This window comes from Brevibacterium sp. S22, assembly GCF_004745485.1.
In the GTDB taxonomy this organism is placed as follows: Bacteria; Actinomycetota; Actinomycetes; order Actinomycetales; family Brevibacteriaceae; genus Brevibacterium.
The window spans coordinates 64382-77076 of the sequence record NZ_RHFG01000006.1 but is presented as its reverse complement, the minus strand read 5'-3'; the positions used below and the strand labels follow the sequence as shown (position 1 = coordinate 77076).

Below are 12695 nucleotides of genomic sequence, written 5' to 3'. Positions count from 1 at the left end.
GACACGATGACAAGGTCTTCACTGGATGGCAAGGAGGTGGAGACCATGACACATCCACTCAAGCACCATCAGGCTCGAGAACCGGAGCTGCCGGCCGGGGTCGACCGTCGGAAGGACGACGACCGCCTGATCGAGGCACTGGGCGCATCGAACCCGCAGCAGCGTCTGCAGGCGGCGATGACGGTCGGCACACGCGCCGAGGCCCGTGACCTCGACGTGCTCATCGCCCGGTGTCGAGTCGAACCGGACTTCTTCGTCCGGGACATGCTCACCTGGGCGCTGACCCGCCTGCCCGCCGATGACGCCGTCCCGCGCCTCATCGCCGAACTCGACTCGACGCTGCCGCAGGCGATCAGCCAATCCCTGCACACCCTGTCGAAGATCGGCGACGTCCGTGCCTGGCCGGCCATGGACCCGACCCGGATCGGCACGGCTCTCATCGCCCATTCCGACGCCGAGGTGGCCCGCAGTGCGTGGAGAGCCGCGGTTGCCGTGGTGCCCGGTGAAAGCCGTGAAGAGTTGGCATCGTCCCTGGTGACACAGTTGGGCCGCGGAGACATCGAGATGCAGAAGAGCCTCAGCCGGGCGCTCGTGGCCCTCGGTGAGGACCTCGTGTCAGTGGTCGATGAGAGGCTTCATGCAGAGGACGACACAGTGCGGGCTCACGCCATGGCGACTCGGGGTATGTTCGATGACCCGGACGCCGGCTTCGCTCACGCCTTGGACGCAGCCAAGCGTGTGGTCGCACTGGGACCCGAGACCTCGGTCCAGATCGGTACAGGGAAGGTCTGATCATGTGTGTCGGCGGGTGGGGCAAGCCCGCCGACACACGGCCGAGGTCTCGGATCCCTTCCTCCAGTGCGTGCATGGACCTCTTCTTCGGTCGTTGTGCAGAGTCCGGAGTGTCTGCGATCGCGAAGAGTTTCGGAGCAATGATGCCGCCGGGCGGGGACGGCGGCATAGAGTGGCTGACAGCAGAGAAGAGGTGGCAATGCTCATCGGCGAGGTGGCCCGGCGCTCAGGCGTGAGCGCACGCATGCTGCGTCACTACGAATCATTGCGCCTCGTCACACCCAGCCAGCGGACGCCGGGCGGCTACCGCGAATACTCCGATGCCGATATCGGCCGCATCTTCCACATCGAGGGCCTGCGCAAACTCGGCATGTCTCTGACTGAAGTCGGCCGGGTGCTGTCCGACGCGGACTTCGACCCGAGCAGTGTGCTCGGAGACCTCATCGACCAGGCTCGAGCTCGGATCGCTGCGGAACAACGCCTGCTCGACCACCTCCGGGCCGTCGACAGGCTCTGCCGCACCGACGGTGAGTCGCTCCTGTACACCATCGATCTCATGCGTTCCATCGAATCCGGGGACGTCATCCAACGGCACAAAGCCGCACTCGGCAGCGGAGTCGACGGCGGAGTTCCGGTCGAGACTCTGGTGCAGGCGGTTCTGCACGAACCAATGCTCAACGCCGCAGGAGCAATGCGATGGGCGCTCGCCCAAGCCGGCGCCGAAGCCGTGCCTCATGTGATGAAGGGCATGGAGGACGAATCTGCGCTCGTGCGCCGCAATGCGCTGCTCGCCCTCGACGAGATCCGCAGAACCTCCTCGGGTGACGAACTCGGCTCACGCGCGAAGTCGATGATCCGGCAGGCGCTGCTGGGCGGGATCGACGATGACGTCCCAGAGATCCGCAGCTTCGCCGCTCTCACCCTCGGCCACTCAGGCGAGGCGAAGGCCGTGCCCATACTGCTCGACATGGCAATGAACGGGCCGAAGGACATCGAAGCGGCAGAGACACTCGCCGCATTCGTCGTCGCAGACGGACCGGACGCCGGCATCGGCGACCAGATCCTCACCGAGCTGCGCCGGCGGGCGGCCTCCGGCGATACGACGATACGGTTTCGGGTGCTCCAAGTCCTCGTCGAAATCCCCGGAGAACACAGCGATGACTTCATCTCTGAACTCAGCGGCGACGACAGTCCGGAACTCGCGGCCACAGCACTCGTCGCACTCCACCGCCGCCGACGGGAACAGGCACCGCGCAGGGGGCGAACCTGACCGAATCCGGTCGGGCCACCTCGGTGAGCCAACGGCGGGGAATCCGCATTCCGGCCGCTGCCTGCGGTTGACTAAACTGGCACCCATGACTGTGAGCGGTGAGCAGAAACGGCGGCTGAGGCAGCCGTTCGTCTATCGGCGACACCACTTCACACCCACCGGGGTGCTCGACTACCTGTTCTTCCTCTTCGCCGGTGCGGCATCGACCTGGCTGGCGCTGCTGATTCTGCTCAAAGGGTTCAGCCTCGGCTGGTGGCAGGTGCTGACGCTGCTCGTGTTCTGGGCAGTCCTGTCCTATCTCGCTCTGCCCAGGCTGCATCGCATCCTGTCCCAGATCTACGTGCCGAACTACTTCATCGGTCGCACCCGCACCTCCGACGGTCTGCTCGGTGATCCGGTCAACCTCGCCTGGCGCGGTGAGGAGGCGCAGATCCACCACGCGATGCGGGAGGCCGGCTGGATCCTCGCCGACAGCATCACACCCGCATCGACGTGGGAGATCATCCGGTCGACGGTGACGAAGCGCAGCTACCCGCAGGCTCCGGTGTCCCCGTTGCTGCTGTTCGGCAGACGTCAGGATTTCGCCTACCAGCAGGAAGTCGACGGCGATCCGGGTCAGCGTCACCACGTGCGGTTCTGGAAATGCCCGCACGGCTGGCTGCTGCCCGGCGGACACCAAGCCGATTGGCTGGCTGCCGGAACCTACGACAAAGCCGTCGGCATCTCCCTGTTCACTCTCCAGTTCACCCATAAGATCGAAGAGAACACCGACGTCGAACGCGACCACATCGTCGACACCGTCACCGCCGTCAATGACGCGATCTCGGTCGATCGGATCAAGGACTTCTCCACCGGTTACCACTCCCGCAACGGCGGCGGCGACGCGATCATCACCGATGGGCACCTGCCGATCGTCGACGTCGCCGAGGTGGTCGCCGACGACGCCGACCACCCCGAGCGCTTGGAACTGGCCCTCGACGCCACCCGCATCTACTCCGAGTCACGAACCGTGTCCGAGGTGACGAAGACACTGTGGCGGCAGCGACCGCTGCAGACCGTCGTGGGGGCGGCGCTCGTGCTCATCCTCCTGATCTTCCAGGCATGGGACGTGACCAGCACACTCCTCGACTGGAACGGACTGCGGACCGAAGTCGTCGGCTACAGCTCGGACATTGCGGCGCTGAGCGACGACACGGCCACACGCATCGTCGCCGGGGTGCTCATCGGGGTCAGCCTCCTCATCGGGTGTCTGCAGGTCGTCGCCTCGGCGTCGGTGTTCCGCGGCAGCAACCGGGCCAGACTGTGGATCCTCACTCTCTCGACGATCTCCGTGATCGTGTCGATGACGAACTACTTCACGGGGGACCGCGACCTGGCGACGAACATGTATGCGCTGACGACGATCGCCATGCAGGTGGCAGTGCTGCTGGCGCTGTCGAGCGACTCCTCCCGGATGTTCACCCGCTTCAGCACGGCCGCACTCCGCGCAGAACGGCAGGACCGAGCCCTCGAGGACTGACGCTGCGGTCCCGTGTATTCTGACCGTGTCCGAACCACTCCGCATCTCACCTCGACGCCGAGGTCGGAACACTCACGAAGGCAGGACTCCATGACCGACCAGATCCCCGATGCCTCCGTCTTCGATTCGATCGACCCGGCACTCAAGGTCGTCACCGCCGAGATCGAAATCTCAGCGCCGGCCGAAGCGGTGTTTGAACTCATCGCCGATCCGCAGCGGCAGCCGGAATGGGACGGCAATGACAACCTCGGTACAGCCGTCGAGGGGCAGCGAGTGCGTGGGACGGGCGGTTCCTTCATCACGACCCTGACCAAAGGCGTCGACCGGGAGAACCACATCGCCGACTTCGAAGAGGGGCGGCTCATCGCCTGGAAGCCCTCCGAGGTCGGGGGAGAGCCTTTCGGACAGAAGTGGGTGTGGCAGATCGAACCGATCGGAGGAGACTCAGTCCTCGTTCGCCATATCTACGACTGGACGAAGTTGCGCGATCCGCAGCGCCTGTCTCGGGCGCAGTCGACGACGGTGGCGAATCTGCTCGCCTCACTCAAGAGGCTCAAACAGCTCGCCGAACGCTGAGCCGCAGCCCGAGCCTCACCATCGAAGACCCGAGCGGCCGGGTCACTTCGGCCAAGCGTCGGCCAAACGCGTGAGCAGTGATGCCAGCTGCGCCCTCTCGTCCTCGGTGAATGCGCTCAGCGCCTGATCGACGTTCTCACGCTGAGCACCGCGGAACCTGTTGGTGATTGCACGACCTTTGTCCGTCAGCGCGATGAGGGTGCGTCTCGCATCATCAGGGTCGGCCTCGCGACGCAGAAATCCGAGCTCGACACCTTGGGACACAAGTCGGGACGCGCGCGGCTGGTCGACGCCGATCGCATCACCGAGAGCGCTGACCCCCAGCGCCGTGCCTGCCTGGACGAGGGAGATGAGCAGACGGATGAGCGCACGCCCGCGACCGTGAGCGGCGAACGGTCCGCCGGGATGACGTTTGCCGCCGAAAGGGAAGTCCTCCGAGTGCCGACCGCCCCCGAAGCCTCCGCGGTCACCGAAGCCCCCGCGCTCGCCGTGCTCACCGAAACCTCCGAAAGGTCCGAAACCCCGCGGACCGCCGGAGCCGCGCCGCCACTGCAGGCGAGTGAGCGCTTCGGCGATCGCCTGAATGTCATCGTTCGTGCTCATGATTCGATTTTACATGTTACTTGACATGTTCCTCTATTGCATGTCATTCTGCATGTACATGTCAGATGACAACTAAAGGAGATGACATGACTGCCCACAACGACTTCAACGATGACAATGACGACGTCACCACCCCGCCCGCAGGCGCCGACGCACCAGGTGCGGACCACCAGGAGGGCTCACTGAACACTGGCGAGAACACAGACGCAGACGATGCCTCGGGCCTCGATGCCGATCGTGCCGAGGGAGCGAATCAGGGCGATGCGACGGAGAATGACACGGCCGTAAGCGGAGACCCCGCGAGCGATGACGATGCCCGCGCAGGTAAGGACGATGACTCCGATGCCGATCTGCCGCAGCTGCTTCGCGAGTTCAGCCACGTGCTGCGCCGCGAGTTCCGCTCAGCCGCTGCCGATTCCGGTTTCGACCCTCGCGACCTCGGGCGCTTGCGGCGAGGCCGCCGCCGCTGGGATGCCGATGAGGTGGTCGCCGACGGCGCCGCCTACCCGGAAGAGCCGGTGACCTATGGCCCGCCGCGCGGCCGGGGCGGATGGGGGCCGTCGAAGAACATCGATCGCGAAGAGCTGCGCCAGCGCTTCCGCGATATGCGCGATGGAGTCGGCGATCGCATCGAAGAGGTGCTCACCTCCGAAGAGTTCGAGAACCTCAAGGCCTCGCTGTCGAAGATCGTTGAGAACTTCGGCCCCGAGGGATGCGGAGACGACTCGGATGGCCACGACGGACCGCATGACCGCAGACGCCCCCATGATGATGACGGCCACCGAGGCGGTTCTGACCGTCACGAGGCTCACGGGCCCCACGGAGGGCGCGGCGATCGTGACGGCCGCAGTTCAGGGGGCCGCGGACGACGCGGGTTCGGCCCGAACTTCGGTCCCGGATTCGGTCCGGGCCGACGAGGATTCGACCCCTTCGGTTGGGCCGATGAGCGTCGCAGCCGCGAGCAGGAGGTCCAGGAGGCCTTCGAGCGGGGATTCGCCGCGGGCTTCGAACAAGGACGCAGCTCCTAGCCGAAACGGCCGGCCGCCACGGTTCGACCAGGTTGCGTCTGCATCTGCACGCGCAAGCCTCCGACTTCTCAGCCGCGCGAGAGCACCGATGAGAGGTCGTCGAGCACTGCGCGGTCCTCGATCGTCGACGGAACTGCCGGATTCTCGGCGCCGTCGGCGATCTCGCGCATGGTCTTGCGCAGGATCTTGCCCGAACGGGTCTTCGGCAGCCCCGCCACGATGTCGACGCGTCTGAATGCGGCCACCGGACCGATCTCCTTGCGCACCAGCGCCACGAGTTCGTCGGTGACGGTGGCGGGATCGGCCGCCTCGGCGGAGTCGCCGAGCACGACGAGAGCACGCGGGGACTGCCCCTTGACCTCATCGTGGACACCGATGACAGCCGCCTCGGCGACGGCCGGATGGGAGGCGACCACGGCCTCGATGATGCCGGTGGACAGGCGGTGACCTGCGACGTTGATGACATCGTCGGTGCGTCCCATGACGTAGACGTAGCCGTCCTCGTCCAGATAACCCGAATCGCCGGTGAGGTAGTAACCGTCGAAGGCGGCGAGATACGAGGAGATGAACCGCTCGTCATCACCCCACACAGTCGCCATCGTGCCCGGAGGCAGCGGCAGCCTGATGACGATGAGTCCTTCCTCCCCGGCTCTGACGGGTGTGCCGCCGGGGTCGACGACCTCGATCCGATACCCGGGCACCGGCTTCGTCGGTGATCCCGGCTTGAGGGGGAACCGGGTCAGACCCAGCGGATTCGCCGCGATCGGCCACCCGGTCTCCGTCTGCCACCAATTGTCGACGACGGGGATGTCACGTCCGGTCGCCTCGGCGAGGGTTGTCGTCGTCCATTCGTACGTATCCGGGTCGAGCCGCTCGCCGGCGAGGAACTCCGCACGCAGGCTGGAGAGGTCGTACTTCTTCATCAGCTCGCCGTTCGGGTCCTCCTTGCGCACGACGCGCATGGCCGTCGGGGCGGTGAAGTGGACGTTGACACCGTGCTGCTCGATGGCGCGGAAGAATGCGCCCGCGTCGGGTGTGCCCACGGGTTTGCCCTCGTAGAGCACCGAGGTGACGCCGGCCAGCAGCGGTGCGTAGACGATGTAGGTATGCCCGACGACCCAGCCGACGTCCGAGGCGGTGAACATCGTGTCGCCCGGGTGGAGGCCGAAGATCGCCGGCATCGAGAACGCACCGGCCACGGCGTAGCCGCCGGAATCGCGGACGATGCCCTTCGGTTTCCCGGTGGTGCCGGAGGTGTAGAGAACGTAGAGCTCATCGGTGGCCTTGACCGTCACCGGAGCGATGCCCTCGGGCGTCTGGGCGAGCAGTTCGGCGTAGTCGACGTCGGCCTCGCCGAGTTCGCAGCGGTGTTCGTCGCGTTGGACGATGACGGTGAACTCGGGCTTGTTCTCCGCGATGTCGATGGCCTCGTCGAGCATCGGCTTGTATTCGAGGACCCGGCTCTTCTCCACGCCGCACGAGGTGGAGATGACGGCCTTCGGCGCGGTGTCGTCGATGCGCACGGCCAATTCGTTCGGGGCGAAGCCGCCGAAGACGACCGAGTGGATCGCACCGAGGCGGGCACACGCGAGCATCGCCACGGCCGCCTCGGGGATCATCGGCATGTAGATGACGACACGATCACCCTTGGTCACGCCCTTGTCCGACAGGGCGCGGGCGAAGCGGGAGACCTCGTCGAGGAGTTCGGCGTACGTGATCGAGCGGACCGTGTCGGTCACCGGCGAATCGTAGATGAGCGCGGCCTGGTCGCCGCGGCCGTTCTCGACATGGCGGTCGATCGCGTTGTAGCAGACGTTGAGCTCGCCGTCGGGGTACCAGCGGTAGATCGGGGCGTTCGAGTCATCGACCGCGCGGGTCGGCTCCTTCACCCAATCGATGAGGCTCGTGGCCTGGTCGAGCCAGAACCCCTCGGGGTCCGAGTCGATGCGGGCCACGACGTCGTCGTAGCCGGGGGTGGGGTTCTCGGTGGTGGCATTCATGATCCCATTGTGACGCATGGCACAGTCTCGTGCCGAGGTGGGGGCACATCCTCGGCGGAGCGGAGGCGGCACGAAAGTGGACCCAATTCCCTGCACTCGAGCCAGGAGAGGGCACAATGGGGATATGAGATTCCTGGTTGCACTGATCCTCGGCCTGGCAGTCATGTTCGGTTTCAACGCCATCTTCGACTTCTTCGCGATGGCGCGACCGTGGGGTTCGATCCTCATGGGTGTCATCGTCGGACTGACTATGCTCATCGTCCTGCTCATCTGGGAGGCCGTGCGCCCGACCCCGCCGAAGGGCGAATCGGCGAAGGCCAAGGAGAAGGCGCAGAAGAGCGAAGACGAGCGGGCCCGTGCCCGAGCCGAAAGGCGTGCCCGACTGGCCGCCGAGGCGGGAGTGAGTCTCGAAGGCATCGACGGCGCACTGCCGGGATCGACCACCCAACCCGCCGAGGCGGACTCCTCCGATGAGACCGCCGCCGAGGCGGATTCCTCCGAAGGTGAGTCTTCCGAAGGCGAGTCCTCCGAAGGGAAGGCTTCCGAAGGCGAGTCTTCCGAAGGGAAGGACCCGGCTGAGGCTGCGGCGACGACCGCGGGCGGGGAATCCGCCCAAGGGAATGCACCCGAGGCAGATGCACCCGAGGCAGACGCGGCCGAGGCAGACGCTCCCGAGGCAGACGCAGCCGAGCAGACAGCGGAGCAGAATGGGGACACGTCATCTGAAGTGGTGCCACCGCCTCCGCCGATGCCGCCGTCGGTCCCTGCCCGGCCCACCATCGCCCCGCAGGCCGGTGCCGCTGATGCGAAGAACGACGACGGCACGGCAACGCCGGAGCTGAACAACGACGAAGCCGGAGTCTCTGCCTCTGCCTCGTCGTCCGACCCGGGCCTCGAAGGGCCGGCAGAGGATCCGGCGACGCTCGATCCGGAGGAATTCGACGAATCCGCCGGCGGTTCCTCGCTCGAGGCGCCGCCGACCGGTGAGCCCGGAATGTCAGCCGACGCGCTCGCCGGCAAACTGCCGGAAGAGGCCGACGAATCCGCGGACTCGGCAGACGAAGAGCCTGCCGAGGACAGAGCCGAGGATGCTCAGGATCCTCAACGCGAGGGTCCCTCAACCGAAGAGAACAACCAGTACCGGCTCTGAGCCACTGCCGGCTCTCCGGCCTGCGAATCTGGTCAGGCGTAGTGGTCGGCGAGGATCTGCAGACCCTCTTCGATGCTGATGCGCGGAGTCCAGTCGAGGACTTCCTGAGTCCGCCGCTGATCGAACCAATGTGCGGTCGACAGCTGCTCGGCGAGGAATCTGGTCAACGGGGGCTCGTCATCATGCTCTCCGAGTTCCCACACCTTTTCGACCACGGTTCCTGCGGCCAGCGCCGGAGCCACCGGAACGCGCAGCTTCGGCTGCGAAGCGCCGCCGGCGATCGCGATGCGTGACATCAGCTCACCGATGGGGCGCGGCTGACCGTTCGTCACCACCAGCGCCTCCCCATGGGTGGAGTCGACAGCGGTCACCGCAGCAGCGATCGCCTCAACGGCATTGTCGACGAACAGCGTGTCGACCAGCGCCGCACCCGATCCGAGCACCGGCATCCGACCGGCACGCGCGCGGTCGATGACCCGTTCCGTGAGCTGAGTGTCACCCGGCCCCCACATGAGGTGGGGACGCAGGACCAGCACGCGGAAGTCCGGCGCATCCGCCCCCAGAGCTATCCGCTCACCGGCCCCCTTCGTCCGTGCATACTCACCGCGTGCGAATTCCGGAGACGCCGGTTCGGCACCGTCGCCGATGATCGAATCACCGGTATGCGCCACCGACGGCGATGAGATATGGACCAGACGCTGCACACCGGAGTCCCGAGCCGCATCGACGAGAGTGCGGGTGCCGCCGATGTTCACGGCTTCGAAATCCTTGGGATCGCCCATCATGGACACCTTCGCGGCCAAGTGCACGACCGCCTCGGCGCCGGTGACTGCCCGCTCTACCGATTCCGCATCGGTCACCGAACCCAGCACATCGGTGGCCCCGGCGACTCCGGAGGGGCGACGCTGCAGAGTCGTGACCTCGTGACCGGCGGTGACGAGGGCGTGGGCGACGGACGAACCGAGCAGCCCGGAGGCTCCGGTGACGGTGATTCTCACTTGCGCTCCTCAGACGTTTCCCCGCACCGGCCCACCAGCCAGGACGCTGTCGGCCCAGGCGGCGAGGCGGGAACGGTCGATCTTCGAATTGTGGCGGATGTCGGTGGGGAACACGGGTGCCACGAGCACCGCGGTCAGATCGTGACCACCCTCCTCGGCGACCTTCTCCCGCAGACGTGTCGTCAGCTCCAAGGGCGCCAGACCGGGTGAGAGCTCTGTGCCCTCGGCGTCGAGCACGACCACCAGTGCCTGCGTGCCGACCGGACCGATGCCGACGACGGCGCTGCGGCTGACCTGCGCGTCGGTGTCGACGAGCGCCTCGAGACCGCCCGGGCCGACGGGCCCCCGGACAGTTGTGACGACGTGCTGCAGGCGACCCTCGAGCCACACCCGACCGGCATCGTCGATATGGCCGATGTCGTTCGTCCGGTGCCAGGTCAGGCCGTGCAGGTCATCGCGTGACGAATCCGCGGTGGTGCGCCAGAGATTGTCGTAGCCGGATTTGATATGGGCGGCGCTGACGACGAATTCGCCGAGGCGGCTCCGCGCGGCATCTCCCTGCAGCAGCTCAGCGGATGACTCGCCCGACTCATCGATCGGCGCCAGTGCGAGTTCGACGCCGTCGATGGGCCGCCCCACGCAGACTCCGAGCCCGCCGGTCGCCTCGGCCTCGGCCACTCCCGCCCGGTCGATGTCGGTGAGCAGCAGACCTTCGGTCATGCCGTAGGGGGAGTGGATGGACGCGTTCGGGAACACTTCGGCGATGGAGTCCATGAGCTCCAGGGGCACGGGTGCGCCGGCGGAGAGCACGAGTTCGACCCCTGCGCACGCTGCCCGCTGCTGCGCATCGAGGTCCGCGGCGGTCGCGGCGACATTCCGGTACGCGGCGGGGGAGGCGAAGACCATGGTCGCCCGGCCGGCGATGATCGCATCGGCGATCGCAGTGGCCGTCAGCGTCTTCGGTTTCGTCACGGACATGTCAGGAGTCACCGAGGTGGCCCCGATGGCCGGGCCCAACAGAGCGAACGGTGGGAAGCCGGCCACCAGACCGGTTCCCTCGCGGACATCGAAGACCCTGGTCAGCACCGCTGCCAGTGCGGAGATATTCGCATGCGTGTAGCGCACACCCTTCGCCGGTCCCGTCGAGCCGGAAGTGAAGAGGATCGCCGCATCGGCATCCGCTGCCGGGGTCGGCAGCTCGTCCCTGTGCGGTGTGCGGGAGAGCTCGGTGAGGCTCGTTTCGGTCTTGAACATCCGGGAGCGGACGGGCCCGAGCGGGCTGACGGAGATCCGCTTCCCCGGCCAGCCGAAGGCGCGTGCCAGGGTGAGTCCGGGCAGTTCGCCGATGATCCACTGCGGATCCGCCGAAGTGATCGCCCGGGTCATCCCCTTCGGACCGAGGCCGGCATCGGCGACGACGGCGACCGCACCGATCTTCAGGCACGCATAGAGCGCGGCGGTGAGATTGTTGCCGGGCGGGACGAGCATCGACACGCGATCCCCGGGCTTCACACCGAGGTCGAGCAGGCCGTTCGCGATCGACGTGGTGACGTGCCACAGGTGGTGCCACGTGATCTGCTGCGCCGGGTTCTGCGCGAAGTCCACCGAGGCGATCGCCTCGTCGTCACTGCGGGCATCAAGGATCGCCGTCACAGCGCGGATGGGTGATGCGGGGCCGGATTCCTGCGCCGAGGCGGCCGTGCTCGAGCGCTCGGACGGGGGCGGGGCCGCCTCGGTGGGAGTGTTCACGGTGTCCGGCGAATCGAACTGAGCGTTCAGCCAGTCGAGGACCACGCCGGAAACATCGTGGTCTTCGCTGACGAGGTGGGAGGCCTTTTCGAATCGGTGCACATCGGCCTGTGGCAGGCGCTGACGCAGATCCCGCAGATAGCGTTCGAGGAACACCGGATCCTTCGGGCCCCAGACGAGGAGTGCGGGCTTGTCGAAGGCCTCGATGTCCTTTCCGATGCGCTGGAGCTCGGGGTCCGAGGGATGGTTCGCATCGACGGGGATATCGGCGACGAAATTGCCGATCGCCCAGCGGTCCGCAGCCGTACGGTACGGGGCGCGGAACGCATCCTTGGTCTCGGCATCGAGATCGCCGAGGGACATGGTGACCTTGAGGAACCAGTCGGTGAGCACGGTGGCTGTCGGCAGCATGGGGCCGGTCAGAGTGGCGCGCAGCGGTGCGGGCACCGGGGCATCGTCGGGCTGGTGGACGGCCGTGTTGAGGCTGATCGCGGCGGACACGAGATCCGTGTTGCGGGCCGCCCAGCCGAGCGAGAGGACCCCGCCCCAGTCGTGACCGATCGTCACGATCGGGTGGGTGGCAGATCCGCTGTCGCCCACCTCGGCGAACAGGTCGGAGACCACGGCATCGAAATCAGCGATGCGATCGGCGATCCGACGCACCTCGGCGGACCTCGGGTCAGGCATCGCCGAATGGGGCAGCCGTTCGGAGAAGCCCATCTCGAGCTGGTCGGGGGCGATGAGCCGCCAGGCGCGACCGCCGGACTGGGCGGCGTCGACGGTGGCGCGGGCCAGCCGACGCCACAGATACGACCAGGTCGGGTTGCCGTGGAGGGCGACGATCGTGCCCGCCGGCTCCACACCGGCCGCGGTCAGGGCGGGCAGGGTATCGAGCACGTGGAACGCATGTGTCCCGTCGGAGGTTCTCGCCTCGACGATTCGGGACCAGGCGGGGTCCCACTCGGGCAGCTGCGGGGGAATCGTGGCCGGCCGTGCAGGAAATTTCATGA

General features: G+C 66.7%; 10 protein-coding genes. 6 read left to right on the top strand and 4 right to left on the bottom strand.

The features are described 5' to 3' along the window. The first annotated feature begins 45 nt into the window (after nucleotides 1–45). The 4 genes from EB835_RS07735 to EB835_RS07720 all read left to right on the top strand — a co-directional run bounded on the left by EB835_RS07735 (nucleotide 46) and on the right by EB835_RS07720 (nucleotide 4157). The gene (locus EB835_RS07735) at nucleotides 46–792 is read left to right on the top strand and encodes a HEAT repeat domain-containing protein (RefSeq protein WP_240688626.1); all 747 of its coding nucleotides are present in this window, start codon (nucleotides 46–48) and stop codon (nucleotides 790–792) included. Between the two features lie 172 nt (nucleotides 793–964). Further along, nucleotides 965–2062, top strand: a complete 1098-nt coding sequence (locus EB835_RS07730; RefSeq protein WP_240688625.1) for a MerR family transcriptional regulator — start codon at nucleotides 965–967, stop codon at nucleotides 2060–2062. 85 nt (nucleotides 2063–2147) lie between these two features. Then, nucleotides 2148–3581 (top strand): LssY C-terminal domain-containing protein, encoded by a 1434-nt coding sequence (locus tag EB835_RS07725; RefSeq protein ID WP_127365059.1) that lies wholly within the window; start codon nucleotides 2148–2150, stop codon nucleotides 3579–3581. Between the two features lie 90 nt (nucleotides 3582–3671). Further along, nucleotides 3672–4157: an SRPBCC family protein gene (locus tag EB835_RS07720; protein ID WP_135808893.1), complete on the top strand. Its 486-nt coding sequence runs from the start codon at nucleotides 3672–3674 to the stop codon at nucleotides 4155–4157. A gap of 42 nt (nucleotides 4158–4199) precedes the next feature. Here the strand turns inward: EB835_RS07720 and EB835_RS20600 are convergent, their stop codons facing one another. Further along, nucleotides 4200–4760 (bottom strand): MarR family winged helix-turn-helix transcriptional regulator, encoded by a 561-nt coding sequence (locus EB835_RS20600; RefSeq protein WP_240688624.1) that lies wholly within the window; start codon nucleotides 4758–4760, stop codon nucleotides 4200–4202. An 86-nt stretch (nucleotides 4761–4846) separates the two neighbouring features. Between EB835_RS20600 and EB835_RS07710 the strand changes: the two genes are divergently transcribed. Continuing rightward, nucleotides 4847–5788: a hypothetical protein gene (locus EB835_RS07710; protein WP_135808892.1), complete on the top strand. Its 942-nt coding sequence runs from the start codon at nucleotides 4847–4849 to the stop codon at nucleotides 5786–5788. A gap of 68 nt (nucleotides 5789–5856) precedes the next feature. Here the strand turns inward: EB835_RS07710 and EB835_RS07705 are convergent, their stop codons facing one another. Continuing rightward, nucleotides 5857–7788 carry an acetate--CoA ligase gene (locus EB835_RS07705; RefSeq protein ID WP_135808891.1) on the bottom strand — a complete coding sequence of 644 codons (1932 nt, stop codon included), beginning with the start codon at nucleotides 7786–7788 and terminating at the stop codon, nucleotides 5857–5859. 124 nt (nucleotides 7789–7912) lie between these two features. Between EB835_RS07705 and EB835_RS07700 the strand changes: the two genes are divergently transcribed. Next, nucleotides 7913–8938, top strand: a complete 1026-nt coding sequence (locus EB835_RS07700; protein ID WP_135808890.1) for a hypothetical protein — start codon at nucleotides 7913–7915, stop codon at nucleotides 8936–8938. 32 nt (nucleotides 8939–8970) lie between these two features. Here the strand turns inward: EB835_RS07700 and EB835_RS07695 are convergent, their stop codons facing one another. Then, nucleotides 8971–9936 (bottom strand): NAD-dependent epimerase/dehydratase family protein, encoded by a 966-nt coding sequence (locus EB835_RS07695; protein WP_135808889.1) that lies wholly within the window; start codon nucleotides 9934–9936, stop codon nucleotides 8971–8973. A gap of 9 nt (nucleotides 9937–9945) precedes the next feature. Next, nucleotides 9946–12693, bottom strand: coding sequence for an alpha/beta fold hydrolase (locus EB835_RS07690; protein ID WP_135808888.1), 2748 nt, complete (start codon nucleotides 12691–12693; stop codon nucleotides 9946–9948). Nucleotides 12694–12695: the final 2 nt, after the last annotated feature.

Bases quoted from the DNA above. Each gene is read 5' to 3' on its own strand.
- EB835_RS07710 (WP_135808892.1), top strand. From the start codon at position 4,847: ATGACTGCCCACAACGACTTCAACGATGACAATGACGACGTCACCACC.
- EB835_RS07735 (WP_240688626.1), top strand. From the start codon at position 46: ATGACACATCCACTCAAGCACCATCAGGCTCGAGAACCGGAGCTGCCG.
- EB835_RS07705 (WP_135808891.1), bottom strand. From the start codon at position 7,788: ATGAATGCCACCACCGAGAACCCCACCCCCGGCTACGACGACGTCGTG.
- EB835_RS20600 (WP_240688624.1), bottom strand. From the start codon at position 4,760: ATGAGCACGAACGATGACATTCAGGCGATCGCCGAAGCGCTCACTCGC.
- EB835_RS07700 (WP_135808890.1), top strand. From the start codon at position 7,913: ATGAGATTCCTGGTTGCACTGATCCTCGGCCTGGCAGTCATGTTCGGT.
- EB835_RS07690 (WP_135808888.1), bottom strand. From the start codon at position 12,693: ATGAAATTTCCTGCACGGCCGGCCACGATTCCCCCGCAGCTGCCCGAG.
- EB835_RS07720 (WP_135808893.1), top strand. From the start codon at position 3,672: ATGACCGACCAGATCCCCGATGCCTCCGTCTTCGATTCGATCGACCCG.
- EB835_RS07725 (WP_127365059.1), top strand. From the start codon at position 2,148: ATGACTGTGAGCGGTGAGCAGAAACGGCGGCTGAGGCAGCCGTTCGTC.